This is a genomic window from Cytobacillus solani (assembly GCF_001420595.1).
GTDB lineage: Bacteria > Bacillota > Bacilli > Bacillales > Cytobacillaceae > Cytobacillus > Cytobacillus solani.
On sequence record NZ_LJIX01000006.1, the window covers coordinates 3,314,276 to 3,327,678 of the forward strand.

13 protein-coding genes are annotated in these 13,403 nt (G+C 36.5%); 1 reads left to right on the plus strand and 12 read right to left on the minus strand.

What is annotated here, in order from left to right:
- Positions 1–45: 45 nt before the first annotated feature.
- Positions 46–978: a ribonuclease Z gene (rnz, locus tag AN957_RS18455; RefSeq protein ID WP_053476907.1), complete on the minus strand. Its 933-nt coding sequence runs from the start codon at positions 976–978 to the stop codon at positions 46–48.
- A 233-nt stretch (positions 979–1,211) separates the two neighbouring features.
- Here rnz and zwf point away from each other — a divergent pair, with 233 nt between their 5' ends.
- Positions 1,212–2,681 (plus strand): glucose-6-phosphate dehydrogenase, encoded by a 1,470-nt coding sequence (zwf, locus tag AN957_RS18460; protein ID WP_053477585.1) that lies wholly within the window; start codon positions 1,212–1,214, stop codon positions 2,679–2,681.
- Positions 2,682–2,748: 67 nt separating this feature from the next.
- On the opposite strand, the gene AN957_RS18465 is transcribed toward zwf, so the two are convergent.
- The 11 genes from AN957_RS18465 to AN957_RS18520 all read right to left on the minus strand — a co-directional run bounded on the left by AN957_RS18465 (position 2,749) and on the right by AN957_RS18520 (position 13,400).
- Positions 2,749–3,603: a hypothetical protein gene (locus AN957_RS18465; protein ID WP_056685487.1), complete on the minus strand. Its 855-nt coding sequence runs from the start codon at positions 3,601–3,603 to the stop codon at positions 2,749–2,751.
- Between the two features lie 504 nt (positions 3,604–4,107).
- A complete protein-coding gene (locus tag AN957_RS18475) occupies positions 4,108–5,577 on the minus strand; it encodes a vWA domain-containing protein (RefSeq protein ID WP_056685490.1) in 1,470 nt (489 codons plus the stop codon).
- 56 nt (positions 5,578–5,633) lie between these two features.
- Positions 5,634–6,356: a hypothetical protein gene (locus AN957_RS18480; protein ID WP_053476911.1), complete on the minus strand. Its 723-nt coding sequence runs from the start codon at positions 6,354–6,356 to the stop codon at positions 5,634–5,636.
- Positions 6,357–6,371: 15 nt separating this feature from the next.
- Entirely contained in the window at positions 6,372–7,226 is an 855-nt protein-coding gene (locus AN957_RS18485) for a hypothetical protein (protein ID WP_056685492.1), read from the minus strand.
- Between the two features lie 9 nt (positions 7,227–7,235).
- Positions 7,236–8,606: a hypothetical protein gene (locus AN957_RS18490; RefSeq protein WP_053476913.1), complete on the minus strand. Its 1,371-nt coding sequence runs from the start codon at positions 8,604–8,606 to the stop codon at positions 7,236–7,238.
- Positions 8,607–8,653: 47 nt separating this feature from the next.
- On the minus strand, positions 8,654–9,346 hold the full coding sequence (locus AN957_RS18495) for a TadE/TadG family type IV pilus assembly protein (RefSeq protein ID WP_053476914.1): 693 nt from the start codon (positions 9,344–9,346) through the stop codon (positions 8,654–8,656).
- The gene (locus AN957_RS18500; protein WP_053476915.1) at positions 9,347–9,739 is read right to left on the minus strand and encodes a TadE family protein; all 393 of its coding nucleotides are present in this window, start codon (positions 9,737–9,739) and stop codon (positions 9,347–9,349) included.
- A gap of 17 nt (positions 9,740–9,756) precedes the next feature.
- On the minus strand, positions 9,757–11,151 hold the full coding sequence (locus tag AN957_RS18505) for a vWA domain-containing protein (RefSeq protein WP_053476916.1): 1,395 nt from the start codon (positions 11,149–11,151) through the stop codon (positions 9,757–9,759).
- Between the two features lie 35 nt (positions 11,152–11,186).
- The gene (locus AN957_RS18510) at positions 11,187–11,429 is read right to left on the minus strand and encodes a hypothetical protein (protein ID WP_053476917.1); all 243 of its coding nucleotides are present in this window, start codon (positions 11,427–11,429) and stop codon (positions 11,187–11,189) included.
- Between the two features lie 100 nt (positions 11,430–11,529).
- Complete coding sequence (locus tag AN957_RS18515) at positions 11,530–12,468, minus strand: type II secretion system F family protein (protein ID WP_053476918.1); 939 nt, start codon at positions 12,466–12,468, stop codon at positions 11,530–11,532.
- Positions 12,469–12,473: 5 nt separating this feature from the next.
- Positions 12,474–13,400 carry a type II secretion system F family protein gene (locus AN957_RS18520; protein ID WP_053476919.1) on the minus strand — a complete coding sequence of 309 codons (927 nt, stop codon included), beginning with the start codon at positions 13,398–13,400 and terminating at the stop codon, positions 12,474–12,476.
- Positions 13,401–13,403 lie beyond the last annotated feature (3 nt).

Below are 13,403 nucleotides of genomic sequence, written 5' to 3' on the forward strand. Positions count from 1 at the left end.
TATAGTATGCATTTTTAGTCAAGTCAATAAAATTATCGGAAAAATTCAATTTCCTTTACAAATTGGCAATGATATTTCCTTAAAATCCTCTGAAATAACTGTATTCTGGAAAATCTTTCTTGCCTCTTCCTCAAGATGATTCCAATCAGTACGATCATACCTTGAGCTAATATGAGTTAAGCACAGCTTTTTCACACCTGCCTCTTTGGCGACCTGTGCGGCTTGAACAGTTGTTGAGTGAAAGTAATCATATGCGAGCTTTTCTTCTCCATTCGAGAATGTTGCTTCATGAACAAGCAAATCCGCCTCTTGGGCTAAATAGGCGGCTGCCTCACAAATTCTCGTATCCCCAAGAATCGTTATGATTCGTCCCTTTTGCGAAGGTCCTAAAAAAGCTCCAGGCTCAATTACATTTCCATTTTCAAGCTTTACTGCCTCTCCATTTTTTATTTTTTTATAAAGCGGTCCTGGCTTTACTCCTGCTTCCATAAGCTTATCTGCGAGCAATGTACCAGGTCTGTCCTTTTCGCTCACTCGAAAGCCATACGAAGGAATCCCATGTTCAAGAAGCCTTGCTTCTACTGTAAATTCTTCATCCTCAAAAATAATTCCTTCCTTGATTTCTACTATTTTCAGCGGATATTTCAAATAGGTCTGGCTAACAGATAGTGAGATGTCAACAAATTCCTTTATCCCCTTTGGTCCATACAAAACAACCTCTGATTCTCCTCCTTGAAACGATCTGCTTGATAATAGTCCTGGAAGCCCATAAATATGATCCCCATGCAAATGGGTAATGAAAATTTTTTCTATTCTGCGCGGCTTAATCGATGTATGTAAAATTTGATGCTGGGTTGCTTCTCCACAGTCAAAAAGCCAGATGGCTCCCCGCTCTTCTAGCAATTTCAACGCAATTGAAGTAACATTTCGCAGTTTAGCGGGCATTCCCGCACCTGTGCCTAAAAAAAAGACTTCCATACATAACTCCCCTTTAAAGCTTTAAAAATAAATTCGTGCTATATTGAATGTACTTACTATACCATATAATCTTTAATTAAAAACATTTGGATAGGAAGGATGTATTCGCGAAAAACTATATTTGCGAGATATTTATGATGAAAAACATCCTTTATTCTTTTATAATTAAAGAATTCTTGTTGAAAAGAGGTTCAAGAAACGTGATACATACTGAAAAACCAACTGCATTAATTATGATATTTGGCGCAACAGGAGATTTAGCTAAGAGAAAATTATTCCCATCACTTTATCGATTGTATCAAAAAGGCAAGCTATCTGAACGATTTGCAGTAGTAGGTGTTGCAAGACGTGCACTCTCAAATGAAGAATTTCAGTTAAGTGTAAAGGAATCGATTGAGGCAGCATCTGATAAAAACGGAAATCATGATGAGTTTATTTCCCACTTTCACTATCATTCACATGATGTTACAGATTCAAGTTCCTATCTATCCTTAAAACAAATGGCATCAGATTTAGATAGTCACTATGGATTAGGGGGAAATCGGATCTTTTATTTAGCAATGGCTCCTGAGTTTTTTGGGACAATTGCTGAGCATTTAAAGGCAGATGGATTGACAGATGTAGCAGGCTTTAAGCGGCTTGTCATTGAAAAGCCTTTTGGCCATGATGTAGAATCCGCGAAGCAGCTGAATAAACAAATCAGAAATGCGTTTTCAGAAGATGAGATTTACCGAATTGACCACTACTTAGGAAAAGAAATGGTACAAAATATTGAAGTGATCCGTTTTGCAAATGCGATTTTTGAACCGCTATGGAATAATCGCTACATTTCTAATATCCAGTTGACATCAAGTGAAGTGCTTGGAGTAGAGGAACGAGGCCGCTACTATGAAACAAGCGGTGCTCTCCGAGACATGGTCCAAAACCATATGCTGCAAATGGTCGCCCTCCTCGCGATGGAACCTCCTATTCGCCTGACAACAGAAGAAATTAGATCTGAGAAAGTAAAAGTACTTCGTGCAATGAGGCCGTTAGAAGGCGATGCCGTCAATGAGCATTTTGTCCGCGGTCAATATGGCAAAGGGAAAATAGACGAAGAAGAAGTGCCAGCCTATCGCGATGAGCCGATGGTGGACCCTTCTTCTAATACCGAAACATTTGTCGCTGGAAAGCTCTTAATTGATAATTTCCGCTGGGCAGGCGTACCAATCTATATCCGTACAGGAAAAAGAATGGAAACAAAGTCAACTAAAATTGTTATCCAATTTAAAGATATTCCGATGAACTTGTACTATCAATCTGAGCAAACACTAAATCCAAATTTACTCGTTATCCACATTCAGCCGGGCGAAGGAATTTCGCTCTATTTGAATGCTAAAAAGAGCGGACAAAATGTGGAGGCTACACCTGTAAAGTTAAACTTTGCCAATAAAGGGATTGATGGAATCAATACGCCAGAAGCATATGAAAAGCTATTATTTGACTGCATGCGCGGAGACGCAACAAACTTTACCCATTGGGACGAAGTGGCCCTTTCTTGGAGCTTCGTCGATAAAATATCTGAGGTTTGGGAGTCGGAAAAAGCGGAAAACTTCCCGAACTATGAATCCGGAACGATGGGACCAAGAGAAGCAGATCAATTATTAGAAAAAGATGGATTCTTCTGGTGGCCCGTGACCGATTTAAATGTGGATAATTGCTAAATAAAAATAAGAACCCTTTTCAAATTGAATGAAAGGGGTTCTTATTTTTATATGTACTATACCTGCATTATAATGGATTTCGAATGATAGGGACTATTTTTTCTTCAAATGCCTTCAACCCGCTTTTTGACATTTTTTCATCAAACGATTGTTCTAAATTTGCTGGATTTAGCTGTACATTAACTTCCATAAACCCATCATCAAATTCCTGCATTGTCCTTTTTAACGAACCATTATTTGATTGCATCGCTGCCTTCAATAGTTCATTTATTTTTTTACGGTCAGCAAAAGGAATAGTAGAAGATCCCTCGCTTAAAACATTGATAATTTGCTGGTAATCATTCATCATATCAAATTCATTGAGACCATACTCATACATCATGGCATTATACTTAACACTTTCTTCTTTCATTGCCTTTAAGATTTCATCATCAAAATATCCATGTTCTCTCGTAGCAAAACGCTGCAAATGGCCTAATTTGTTAATAAACTCCTCAATTCGCGTACTGTTTCCTAACGCATGTGTTGTGTATTGAATGACCTTTTCAACAGATGATTCCAATTTGGGATGCTTACTAACTAAATTTGTTTTATATTTTGATAATAAGGATACTACTTCTTTGTACGGAGTCATATTTTTCCGCATTTGCGGAACCATTTCCTGCATTGCCCCATGGATCATCGTATTAAATCTAATTAAAGAAAGAGCTGAAGCTTTTGCCTGTACAAAGGGAACAATATGCCCTTTGCAGTCTAGGATCAAATAGCCTGTTATTCCTTTAAGGACCTGCTCATATAAAGTTAAAAAATAATAATCTTTTCCATCAAAATAGGCAAAATCCCACATATCCCATTTTTCAAATATTTTTTTGTATTGTTTGATATTTTTTTCGTGTAGTTTGGTAGGCTTTGTGTCTATCAATACTGCAACTCACCCCCTTAAATAACAAAACAAACATTTACATGCCTTTATCATCTTTTACGTTTGGGCTGCAGTTTAGTTTCTAGGTATAAATCCCTATTTAAACAATAGACTAAAGGCTTACTTCCGAAAAACACATCCATTCTAGAAGTCCTCTTCAAAAGGTATGCAAAAATAAAATGGAAAGCTTTGTAAAGATTTTTTACTCCACTTTCCGTTTTTCCACATATATACGTCCTTGTTCTTAACTTCCCTACAATAAAATAGTCTTCTTGTTTCATAAATTATCCCTTTAATCTGAAGATGAAATTGATTCTGCTACACTATTTGAACGATTTGATTAAAGGCTTACCTCTATCAAGAATTTTGGAAATTTAATAAGCCGATAGAGATATAACTATCAGCTTAGAGTACTCCATATTACCTTTTTAAATTGAATGATAGGAGTGCTTGTTTTTATTAATCCTATCTTGCTATTGGTCATGCAGCTAGATTGGCAATGTCTTACTTCTCCCTATTTTTTAGCCGCTCGACATTTTCATTAAATAGCTTATCAATTTCTTCTTTAACTTCCTCGTATTTTTTATCTTTTAGCACCCAAAGACCGTCTCTTAAATCTGCACTTAGTTTTAATATCTTCCTAGATTGGTCATTTGCTTTTTCTTTTATCATCTCAGCGGATTTCTTATTGATTTGACCGCTTTTATGTAGATCATCTGTAACATCCATAATGTTCATTCTTTGCTGTTTATTCTTTTCCAGCCATATCGTTGAAGCATTAAAGATGTTATCCCATTGATGATTATTTTCATCCTCTAATTGCTTAACAGCATCTGTAACCCATTCTTCCCATTTTTGAGCGATTTCTTTTGAACGGTCGAATTCTTCTGATAGCCCTTCTTGGTTTAAAACCGTTGTATATGTTCCTTTTGCAGCATCTGCAATCTCTTTTAATTGTCTTTGCCCTTCACTATCCACATTGAAGCCAATAATATTAACGATAGGCGTAATATTTGAATCTGCTAGTTCCTTCGCTTCCTTTACAGGGTCACCTTCACACGTTTCAACCCCATCACTTACTAAATAAATAATATTCGTATGATTTTCGCCATTAAAATCCTTTAAGTCATTTTTGGCTTCTTCAATAGCCTTAGCAAGTGGCGTCCATCCGGAAGGTTTAAATTTCCTTAACGCTGAATTTAAACTAGATGCACTATATTTCTTTAACGGGTAAACAAGTTCATTGCTCGAGCATGAAAGCTTTTTATCTTGATTTGAGCCGCTTCCTTTATGTCCATAAACGCGAAGAGCCACATGTGCATCATTCGGCAAGTCTGCAGTAAATTCTTTTATTGCCTCTTTGGCCATATCCATCATAGGCTTGCCGTCAATTTTTTTTGCCATGCTGCCACTGGCATCTAATATGATTTCCACATTCAAATGCTCTTTAAAGCGATACCGGTCATCCTCTAAATCCGGTCTTCCAAATAGGATTGTATTTAATTCTTTTAAAATTTCATTTGGACCTGGATAGTTCTCATGAAACAAAGAATAGGCTAATCGCCAATAAGCTTCGATTTCTTCCTCTGCAGGCTGACTTTGTTTCCCATCTGAATCTTCGATAATAGGAAGCTTTTCAAAGTGTTCTAATATATATTGCTTTTCTTCTTTATTTAACTCGCGGTAACTCCTTCCCGAAAAGCCCCCAACTGGGTAGTTGACGATCTCATCGACCTTTTCTAATGTTGATGGAAGATTAGCCAATATTTCATCTGCATTCAATTGCTGCTTCGGTTGCAGACCCTCTTCTGCATCCTTCTCTGATTCTTCTATTTCTTCTTGATTACTTTCGGGCTGTACAGATGCTTCCTTCGGCTGATTTCCCGAGAAAGCCATACTGAATAAAAATGCTGAGATAATAGAAACAAATACAATTAATAGGATAATATAGTGCTTCTTCGTCAGTTTTATCATAAAATGTCAAGCTCCTTTTGTCTCAGCATTTTTCCCTTTAACATTTGACACTCATTTTACATTCTAGCTTTAATGATGGAATTCGTTTCGAGTTCAACCGTGTTTTCTTCCTTAATATCAATAAATAAATTTGTAACAAGGATAATTTGGAATGGCAAAATAAACATTTGTAAAATAATTTTTGTAAATAGAAATACGAAATACACATCCGTATAGATAGAAATAAAGAGGAATAAAACATTTTCAAATAATAACTGAATGGCCGTTACTGCTCCAATGATTACAAATGTAATTAAAACTCGCTTTTTTACTAAGCTGACAGACTTTCGAATGGCTACTTTATATGACTTAACACCATCCGCAATAAAATATGGAACAAAATAAAAAAGAAGTAAAACAATTAACCCCGGAATGACAAAAAGCAGTCCCCCAAGAAATACCAATAATGAATACAAGCAAGCAAAAACATATAAAGAAATCATTCTATCCAGTGAAAACCCTAGAGATTTTCGAAATATGGATTCCTCATCTTCATGATCCAGTATGGTTAGCTTAATAAACGGAACTTGGGCAATAGTTAGAAAAACGAGCATGAATATCCCATTGGCTGCATCCCCGATCACACCAGGATATTCCATAAAACGCGATTCATTATAAATATAGTTAACTATGATCGTATGCAAAAATAATAAGGGGACATACGTCAATAATGACATACAAATAAGTGGAACAAATTTACTTGAATACAAGTATAATGAGTTAGACAAAATTCTTTTCATGTACTTTACCTGCCATTATGATGGATTTCGAATGATAGGGACTATTTTTTCTTCAAATGCCTTCAATCCGCTTTTCAACATTTTTTCATTAAACGATTGCTCTAAATTTGCTGGATTTAGAAGTACATTGACCTCCTTAAATCCATCATCAAATTCCTGCATTGTCCTTTTTAACGAACCATTATTTGATTGCATTGCTGCCTTCAATAATTCATTTATTTTTTTACGGTCAGTAAAAGGAATAGTAGAAGATCCCTCGCTTAAAGCATTGATTATTTGCTGGTAATCATTCATCATATCAAATTCATTGAGACCATACTCATACATCATGGCATTATACTTAACACTTTCTTCTTTCATTGCCTTTAAGATTTCATCATCAAAATATCCATGTTCTCTCGTAGCAAAACGCTGCAAATGGCCTAATTTGTTAATAAACTCCTCAATTCGCGTACTGTTTCCTAACGCATGTGTTGTGTATTGAATGACCTTTTCAACAGATGATTCCAATTTGGGATGCTTACTAACTAAATTTGTTTTATATTTTGATAACAAGGATACTACTTCTTTATACGGAGTCATATTTTTCCGCATTTGCGGAACCATTTCCTGCATTGCCCCATGGATCATCGTATTAAATCTAATTAAAGAAAGAGCTGGGGATTTTGCCTGTACAAAGGGAACAATATTCCCTTTGTAGTCTAGGATCAAATAGCCTGTTATTCCTTTAAGGACCTGCTCATATAAAGTTAAAAAATAATAATCTTTTCCATCAAAATAGGCAAAATCCCACATATCCCATTTTTCAAAGACTTTTTTATACTGTTTGATATTTTTTTCGTGCAGTTTTGTAGGCTTTGTGTCGATCAATGCTGCAACTCACCCCTTAAATAATGACTTAAACCATTTTCCTACCTTCTTAGCCTTTTTCACTATATCTTTTCCAATTTCTTTACGGTTTTTCCAAAGTTTTCTACCTGCGGCTACGGCAGTTATTGCTGTACCTACAACAACCATTCCTGCGGCAATAGGCTGTGCACCTGGAATCATTGCAACAAATGGGGCAGCGCCAGTTATTAGACTTCCGGTATTTTCTGCTATATCCCATTTAGCATCCGTCTTTTCTTCAGCCGTTTTGGCATTATTTAGTTTCTTAACGTTACCGACGGTGTCATATATCGTTAATGGCATCGTAATAGCTGAAACTATTGCATTTCCAGTTGAGAAGGATTTACCAGCCTCATATAAATCTTGAGAATGTCTAGCATACTCTAGTAAATCTCCAGCTTTTCTTAGGTTATCAACATCTTTTACTTCTTTAAAAATTTTGTACTTATCATAAACTTCTTTAGAGTTTTTTACTAGATCAATTCCATCATACAATCCATCAAGTGTGGGATCTCCTTTTGTAAATACCTTAAACCCGGAGAACCCCATTGAACCCTTGCTTTTAAGAAAGTCTTGTAGAGTAATGTCTCCTTTTCTTAGACTCTGGTCTACTAGATTAATCGTCCCTCCAGCAATATCCTTTACAATATAATCAATACTATCTTTAACTTTAGGATCTTTGAAATCAAAGAATGGGCCATCTAGGTCATCCCCTGACTTATCATTATTATTCTTATTTTCCGTATTAGAGTCATTTTGATTATCTGTCTGATCATTCGATTGTGGATTATTATCATCTGGTGGGTTTGGGGAGTTTGGGTCACCCGGATTATTTGGCTTTGTTCCATCTGGAGAAGTAGGATCATTTATATTGTTGTTTTGGCCGGGTGTTGGGTTCGAATTAGAGTTTCCCCCATTAGGGTCATTCCAGTTTGGATCTTGCCAATTAGGCTGGTTTTCCCATCCAGGCTGAGTTTCCCATCCAGGTGAATTCCAATTTGGCTGATTTTCCCACCCAGGCTGAGTTTCCCATCCAGGTGAATTCCAATTTGGCTGATTCTCCCATCCAGGTGAACTCCAATCTGGTGATGTTTTCCATGATGGTTCGGTATTCCAACCAGGATTCTGCCAGTTTGGCTGCGTTTTCCATGTGGGCTGTGTATTCCAGCCAGGAGATTTCCACTGTGGAGTCTCCCATTTAGGCGCGGTTTTCCATGTGGGCTCGTTATTCCACGATGGAGAAGTCGTCCATGTGTTCGATTCACCCCATGCTGACGCATATAAAATAAATGGACCCGTGTTGAGAAACAACAATGCTGCTGTTGCTATGATCGCAAAAACGATCCTTAATCGTTTAATCATATCTCCTCTCCTTTCTTGCAGATTTATTTATTGCCTAAAATTTCTTATCACGGAAATGTGTATTCCGATTTGAACGTGCCGAAACCGCTTAAAAACTCAAATTTTAACCCTTCACCTTTTTGCTTGATGAGCCTTTTATCTTCGGGAAACAAGCTATCATATTTAATAGCCTTATATTTGGTTGCTGTCTCTACTTCAACCCTTTTATTCTTGTTAAAAATAACTACTGTTGTTCCAGAAAGCACACCATTGTTGTCATTAATATTTTTTTCAACAGCATTATGGACTCTGCTAACTGCAGTACTCAGTTCACTGGTTACATACCCTTGCAATGCACTACTAGTAATCCCTGAAGATTCTAATTCTGCCTTTATCACATTATTTATGGCATTGTGGTTAATCTCTATAGTTGATAAATCTCTCCCGGAGCTGCTTAGCTTTACTTTTTCTTCACCAAGCTTTTTTAGGATTGAATTTGCAGTATATAAGTCTAGCCTCTCAATACTTAGATAGTAATTATACTGAAATTGGTCATACTGCTCGATCGCTGTGTTTAAACCCGCCAAAATTTCCCCCGATGCTGCTAAACTTGCCTGTTCAGCATTATTGGATGCCTTTTCCTTAATAATAAAGACATTGGCAAAGCTCCCAATAATGACAAACATTAACACAAGCATCGTCATCGAGCCAAGCATAAAAATCATCGTATTCCCTTTTTCATTTGCAATAAATCTCTTCACTTACTCCACCGTCCTGCCATTTATTGACTTATCAAAAGTTAATGGCGGAAGGATTCCAAGAAAATCTTTAGGCAAAAACTTTAGCGACATATCAACAGTAACTGTCGCCTTGAAATCTCTTGAGCTCAAGTTTTGAATATTTACATTTCCATTTAGCTTTAATATACCTTTAGCATTTTGAACAATTTTCTCCGCTGCAGCATTAGCTTCCATACGGTCTTTTGTTACAGAGTAGTTTTTTGCGGCTTCGTTTGCGGCTGACTGAGTGATAATAACAGCATATCCAGCTACAAGAAATTGCCAAAGGATCATCATTAAAAGTAAGACAAGGGGCACCATTGAAATAAATTCAATGATTGCCGACCCTCGTTCATTTTTAAGTAATTTCTTCATTTACTTATCAAGTCCCCCTACTCTTTTTTTCCTGGAGAGACGTTTTGGTTATATATTTCTTTAATTTCTTTTAAAGATGAGGCTAAATTCTCATCTCTTGCATCAATGAGCGTATTCTTCATTTCTTCAACTGACTCAAAATGCTCCTTGTAGAATTCTTTTGCCATGTTATACATTTTTAATTCCTGCTCTTTTTCAATTTTCCCCTTTGTATGCAAGCTTTGCAGTGAAAATTGAACTAAATATTTCTCTTTGAAAATATTATTTTTCCATGAGTTTGATAGCTTATAAATTGCCGACTGTTGACTAATTGCTAAATCATAAGTGGCTGACTTTTCCTTCTGATACCACGTCATCCATTTATTTGCATCAGCCGAAGCCTTATTAAATTGACTTTTTAATTGCTCATGATTGCGAACATTTACGTATGTTCCACCAGCTGCTTCTGCTACGTCCATTAATTGCTGCTCGTCTTTACTGCCTAAATCAAATCCAATGATATTAACAACTGGTGAAATCTCAGATGCCTTTAAGCTTTTTGCAGCAGCAATTGGATCGCCATCACATGTTTCTACTCCATCACTTACTAAGTAAATAATATTTCGATGGTTTTCACCTTTGAATTGAGCTAGATCTTGCTGGGCTTCAAGTAATGATTGGGCAAGCGGTGTCCAGCCCGAAGGATTAAATTTTCCTAATGCCTCTTTCAGTCCCGAGTCACTGTACGGCTGAATAGGGTAGACTAATTCATTTGCAGCACAGGACATGGCTTTATCCGCGTCAGAACCCGTTCCTTTATGGCCATAAACACGCAAACCAACATTTGCCTCTTCAGGTAAGGTTGAGGCAAATTCTTGAATAGCCTCCTTGGCAATCTCCATCATAGACTTAGAGCCAATCGTTTTCTTCATACTTCCACTGGCATCCAGTATGATTTCCACATTGAATGTCTCCGTCTTCTCTTCTTCAGAAATTCCCTCCGATTCTGGTGTTGTCGCAATACTTAACGAATCAATAATAACCTTTGGGTCATCATAATCCATCTTGAAAAGAGAGTATACATAAGCCAATAAATTAGATAGTTCTTCATCATTAGCTGTTTCAGAAAGAGGAGGGATTACGTCTAACGCTTCTTGAACCGCTTCATCTTTTACCTTGGTATCCTTGGATGCGAATAATCCAACGGGATAGGAAACTACTTCTTCAAGATTGCTAGGCATTTCAGGAACGTCAATATGAAACGGTATTTCTTCAGGCTCTGCTGTCGTTTCCTCGGAAGCAGGTTTCTCTTCCTCTACCTTAACAACCTCTTTTTCTTTTACTTTATCAACCGTTTCCTGTTTATCTTGGCACCCAGCCAAAAAGATAAAGCAAAAAAATATAATAGCTGCAGGAGTAAATAGTCTAAGCATGAACTCCCTCCTTTCAAAGTTGTTTCATACCGTAATCAGCTGTTTATACCCTCGATCATTTCCTTTAATTTAGTTATGATTACTTCAGAAAGATCCCCGCCACTCGTCTTCATCGCTGTAGCTAATGCGAACATCAAGGCAATAATAACCGCCGCTAAGCCAACCCACTCAATAGTTGAAACACCCTTCTCATTTGCTACTCTTCCTTTAAGACCAAAGTACATAGACGTTAAGCTGTTATTCACTTTTTCTCTAATTTCAATCAATTTCTTCTTCATTTTCTTCCTCCTCAATATGTTTAATTCCAATCTTAAATCATAACAACAAAGTCATCGTTTCTTCTAACCTTTGAAACACCACCCCTTTCAAAGAGTCTTTTTACGTTGAAAATAGATTAATAATACTGTCTTCCCCATAGATCATATTGAGAATGATCAAACCTAAAATCATTAACATAATCAGTGGTGCGATAAGAAATGACGTAATGAGTGTCACCTTCGGAGAAGCTTTTGCAGCTTTTTCCTTCACTTGCTCTAGGCTTATCCTTCTCATTTCATTCGCTTGATTTTGAAACGTTGTAGCAACGGGCACACCTAATCTTGATCCTTGAATTAAAGATTTAATGACATTTTGAAAATCCTGATTATCGTTTCGATTCAGCATTTCCAAATATGCTTTTTCTCTCGGAACACCAAGTTCTATTTCTTGAATAAACCTTGAAAACTCTTCCTGAATTGGCCCGATATAATAACTGATTACTTCCTTTATTGCTCCATCTAATCCAGATCCTGCCTGCAAACTTATACTTACCGTATCAAGGAAGTCCGGCAAATCTCGTCGGAGCTGCTCCTGACGCTTTTTCGCCTTTCCCCTTACTAAGAAAATAGGGATAAAAAATCCAATAAACGGAAGTGTAACAAAAAGAACATTTGCAAAAGGAAAGCCCAAAATGAAGAGAAAAGTTCCAATAATAAACCCAAGGATGACGCAAACAATTTTAAATCCCTGGAAGCGGGCTACCGTTAGTCCATATGGCTTCCCTGCCTTCGTCAGCAAGACTTCAACATCAGGTGATTCACTATAAAAATTAATTCTCTCTCCAATTGCTGAAAAATCATCAGCATAACGGGATAGAAACATAATCATTCTGTCGAATAATGATCTTTTCTTTTCCCTTATCATTGCTTGAGTTAGAGCAACTTCATTTAAGTGCACTTTAAGTGTTTCCTTGCTTTTGGAATAACTATATAAATTCAAAAAGCTTAGCACTAAGAACAACCAAAATAATAAAATTGCTGAAAGTATTACTCCGTCCATATCGTCTACACCCTTATATTTGTGACAGCTCTAACCAGTATGAAAGATATGACCATTCCGATTAAGAAAACCGTTGTTAATATGGCACCCGGAATGGTAAATATCAAATCAATAAAACCATCCATCATTGAATTCAGCATTAAAATTAAAAATATCGGCATTGCCGGTAAAATATATGAAATAAAGCGCTGTTCAGCTGTTGCTGTTTTAATCGTCTGCCTTAAAATTTTTCGTTCTTCTAATGTTTTGGCCATTTCCTCCAAAACCTTTGTTAAGTTTCCGCCTGATTTCTTCTGTATTAATAAAGCAGCAATAAATAATTTAAATTCTTTTGTCGGCACTCTTTTTTCAATTTCCTTTAAGGCCCTTTCAAAGTCTACGCCGAGACGTAAATTATGGGCTAGATCTTTAAATTCATCTCTTGCTGGAAATCCGACCTCTGCAGCAACAACTTCAATTCCCTGATTAATCGTCATTCCGGCTTTTGTACTATTTCCCAGCAATCGGCAAACTTCTGAAAGCTGATTATTTAGCTTTTCAATATACTTGTTTCTTCTTCCTAGAAATAAAAGCCAGTAAGATACTAAAGTTATGACGGCTGCTATGATAATGCTAATCTTAAACTTCAATGAAAATAGCCACATAAAGATAATGACCATGACAAAGCAATAAAATAGCAAAATAGCAAAAAACTCGGAAGGAAGGATTAATATATTCGCATACAATAATTTAATCTTGAATTTCTTTGCGAATGGGGTTTGATCAAAGCGATCACCTAGCTTTGAAATAAAGCTGCTTCTACCATTCTCTTTCTTAAACATATTTTCATACTTTTTTGTTATTTCCCGTTTCTCTTTTCTATAGCCGAGCAATTGATAAATTCCCCAAATAAAAAACAAGACAGAAATACCGAATATAGAGGCAATTTCCAAAAT

Coding starts and splice junctions, on each gene's coding strand:
- AN957_RS18510 (WP_053476917.1), bottom strand. CDS start 11,429: ATGAAGAAGAAATTGATTGAAATTAGAGAAAAAGTGAATAACAGCTTA.
- AN957_RS18505 (WP_053476916.1), bottom strand. CDS start 11,151: ATGCTTAGACTATTTACTCCTGCAGCTATTATATTTTTTTGCTTTATC.
- AN957_RS18490 (WP_053476913.1), bottom strand. CDS start 8,606: ATGATTAAACGATTAAGGATCGTTTTTGCGATCATAGCAACAGCAGCA.
- AN957_RS18515 (WP_053476918.1), bottom strand. CDS start 12,468: ATGGACGGAGTAATACTTTCAGCAATTTTATTATTTTGGTTGTTCTTA.
- rnz (WP_053476907.1), bottom strand. CDS start 978: ATGGAAGTCTTTTTTTTAGGCACAGGTGCGGGAATGCCCGCTAAACTG.
- AN957_RS18500 (WP_053476915.1), bottom strand. CDS start 9,739: ATGAAGAAATTACTTAAAAATGAACGAGGGTCGGCAATCATTGAATTT.
- AN957_RS18480 (WP_053476911.1), bottom strand. CDS start 6,356: ATGAAAAGAATTTTGTCTAACTCATTATACTTGTATTCAAGTAAATTT.
- zwf (WP_053477585.1), top strand. CDS start 1,212: ATGATATTTGGCGCAACAGGAGATTTAGCTAAGAGAAAATTATTCCCA.
- AN957_RS18475 (WP_056685490.1), bottom strand. CDS start 5,577: ATGATAAAACTGACGAAGAAGCACTATATTATCCTATTAATTGTATTT.